The organism is Paenisporosarcina sp. P4_D4 (assembly GCF_056401835.1).
Window position 1 is genome coordinate 1 of record NZ_JBFUIO010000174.1, and the last position, 3360, is coordinate 3360.

Below are 3360 nucleotides of genomic sequence, written 5' to 3' on the forward strand. Positions count from 1 at the left end.
AATAGGTGATACCTCAAATTGGCCAGTGTTTATCTAGAAATYGAGKACTCATATCTAAAATTCATGAAATCCGCACAATTCAAACGCGCTGAAATGGTGCCATTTGCACCGCAAAWGGCACGTTRCTGTGGGYTTATCGCTGGAATCAAGGATTCGCGGGTGKYTATCGAGGRTTYGTCGKGTGATATCTACATTTTAATAGGTGATATCTCGCATTGGMCAGTGTTTATCTAGAAATCGAGTACTCATATCTAAAATTCAMGAAATCCGAACAATATAAACGCGCTGAAATGGTGCCATTTGCAYCGCAAATGGCACGTTGCTGTGGGYTTATCGCYGGAATCAAGGATTCGYGGGTGGATATCGAGGATTCGWCGTGTGATATCTAYATTTCAATAGGTGATATCTCGMATTGGCCAGTGTTTATCTAGAAATCGAGKACTCATATCTAAAATTCATGAAATCCGCACAATTCAAACGCGCTGAAATGGTGCCATTTGCATCGCAAATCGCATGAAGTTTATCAATCAATAACTCTTAATTACAATAGAAAAGCTTCCGGTCATTTCCGGAAGCAAACTTTTTCCTTTTTGGATAGAAAGCGATGCATTTCTTCAGCATTTACATGATAGATTGTTCCCTTATTCTGACCTGAGTAAGGGAAGTTTGATTTTTTCATAAAATAACCGACCGAATAGGATTTGTCTACACCTGCAAATAAACGTAATTGTCTATTGGTAATCTGATTGCCGACCAATGTAAACCAATCTATCATCGTATCGTAAAAAGGGTTGTCAGGAGTATGAAGACATGAGGAGCATACATATACTCGATTACTTTTTTTCAATAAGCGGCTCTCACACTTCGGGCAGAAAATTCCTTTAAGAAGATCAGAGGGATGTATTCCATATTTTTGGCATGCAGTTGCGTGTTCGAAGGGTCGATTTGCTTCTTGTAATTTCTTAGAAAGTGTTTGAAATTGATAATGAGTAAGTTGCTGCGGGAGTTTATTTAATTTCCGAAGAATTATAGGTAACTCTTTTGCAAAATGAATACCCCGATTCTCAGCTCCAATTAGTAAGGTGGAAGCAAAGGGGAAACTGACAATTCGATGCACAGGTAATTGTGTATCATGCTTTGCAAACCAATCTAGCAAATTCCCGACATAATAATCTGCTTGAACGGTAGGACAATCCATTGATCTTACGATGCCATCTTTTGTTTGTAATACTTGTCCGACTTGTTGGAAGGATATTGTTCCACTCCAATTCTTTACTTCTATTATTAATGCATAAGCGGTTGTGAATATTAAAATATCAATTTGGGTGGAAGGAATGTCTTTTTCATGGATTCGAATATTGGGAAGTAATATATGGGGGATAGGGAAGTGAATGGTCGATAAGACAGAATCAATATATGCTTCTCCAGCATGACCTGCATTGGAATTATACAAATCTTGATTAATGTCGGTAAACTGGGGGTGATTTACCGATAATCGACGATGCAATCGCCGAAGAGCAAATAATCCTGCAGGAATATCTCGATTTAGTTGAATAAAAATCATCTCCTTTTTATGAATTTATCAAATATAATGATATCTCACAAGATTTATTAAAACTTATTACCCTACACCAACATGAAAATCCCTTCAAATTTCAACAATCTTCCAATATCATAGCTTTATTTTCGCGTCTCCTTATCCTCATTAAAATTATTCTATTTTTTGGTAGAGTAAAATAAAATAGAGAGGAAGTGGGAGAATGAAACCCGTAAAGTTTATTGTTGCGGCATTACTCGCTATTACTTTGTTCGTTCCGACAAGTAGTCAAGCTGCTGGTTTTCCGGATGTTTCAACGGAACATTGGGCATATAGCTCAATTATAAAGCTTTCAAATGCAAAAATAATTAATGGATATAGTAATGGGACGTTTGGTCCGAACAATCAAGTTACCCGTGCACAAGCCGCAAAAATATTGGCGAGTGCGTTAAAGCTACCGCTTGATTCAACTTTCAAAACGAGTTATCAAGATGTACCTTCAACGCACTGGGCATTTAAAGAAATACGCGCTTTAACTGAAAAAGGAATCTTTTCAAATGCGACAACATTTAACCCTGATGCACCATTGAGTCGTGCGCAAATGGCCAAAGTTCTGGTAGTGGCATACCAAATTAAAATTGACGATAATAACCAAGTTACTTTCAAAGACGTGCCACAAGACAACTGGAAACCATTCATTACTACGCTGGCGGAAGTGAAAATTTCTGAAGGAGTTTCATGGAATTATTTCATTCCGTACGCCAAAGTCACCCGTGCGCAATTGTCGGTCTTCATCGATCGTGCGATGACTTGGGATCAAAAACGAGATTCAGGTGTGATTAAGTATGACAGCACAAATAAAGTCTATGTCGATTCCACGCTTGCAATTGATGATACCGCAAAACAAACCATTCACTTGGTGAATCTTGAACGCGCGAAAGCGGGTCTTCCTGCATTAGCGGCAGATGCACCATTATCTAAAATAGCCACAGTAAAAGCGGAAGACATGGTAAAAAACAATTATTTCGATCATATCTCTCCGACGTATGGGAAGCCTTGGGATATGGCTGAGAAGTTCGGCTATAGTTATAGCAGCTTCGGAGAAAACATTGCATATGGTCAACGAACACCGCAGGAAGTTGTAACTGCGTGGATGAATTCACCAGGTCATAAAGCCAATATTTTAAACAAAGACTATACCAATATCGGTGCTGGAATAAAGAAAGATTCCAATGGCCAAATCTATTGGGTGCATATGTTTTCTAGTAAATAAATATGAAAAATAATGTGGCAGTCTAACTTAGACTGCCATTTTTCTATGTTATGAAGGGTGTAACCAATTCCAGATAAGCCAGCACGAAATACAGATATTGCGGACGAAATGTAGATAACAATTTACTTTGATACCAATTCCAGATAACACACCACGAATTCGAGATAGCGCTAATCGAAATCTAGAAAAGTCATCACGAAATACAGATATCTGCGCCCAAAATGTAGATAACAATTTACTTCGATACCAATTCCAGATAACACACCACGAATTCGAGATAAGGTTAATCGAAATCCAGATAAGTCATCACGAAATCCAGATATCATCGGACGAAATGTAGATAACTATTTATTTTGATACCATTTCCAGATAACACACCACGAATTCGAGATAACGATAATCGAAATCCAGATAAGTCAGCACGAAATCCAGATATCGTCGGACGAAATGTAGATAACAATTTACTTCGATACCAATTCCAGAAAACACACCACGAATTCTAGATAACGCTAATCGAAATCTAGATAAGTCATCACGAAATACAGATATC

General features: G+C 38.0%; 3 protein-coding genes. 1 reads left to right on the forward strand and 2 read right to left on the reverse strand.

What is annotated here, in order from left to right:
• Window positions 1-562 precede the first annotated feature (562 nt).
• Window positions 563-1564, reverse strand: coding sequence for an NERD domain-containing protein (locus AC1DSL_RS16495; RefSeq protein ID WP_477533029.1), 1002 nt, complete (start codon window positions 1562-1564; stop codon window positions 563-565).
• Window positions 1565-1760: 196 nt separating this feature from the next.
• Between AC1DSL_RS16495 and AC1DSL_RS16500 the strand changes: the two genes are divergently transcribed.
• A complete protein-coding gene (locus AC1DSL_RS16500) occupies window positions 1761-2810 on the forward strand; it encodes an S-layer homology domain-containing protein (protein ID WP_477533030.1) in 1050 nt (349 codons plus the stop codon).
• Window positions 2811-3158: 348 nt separating this feature from the next.
• On the opposite strand, the gene AC1DSL_RS16505 is transcribed toward AC1DSL_RS16500, so the two are convergent.
• On the reverse strand, window positions 3159-3360 hold a 202-nt coding region (locus AC1DSL_RS16505), incomplete at its 5' end, for a hypothetical protein (protein ID WP_477533031.1).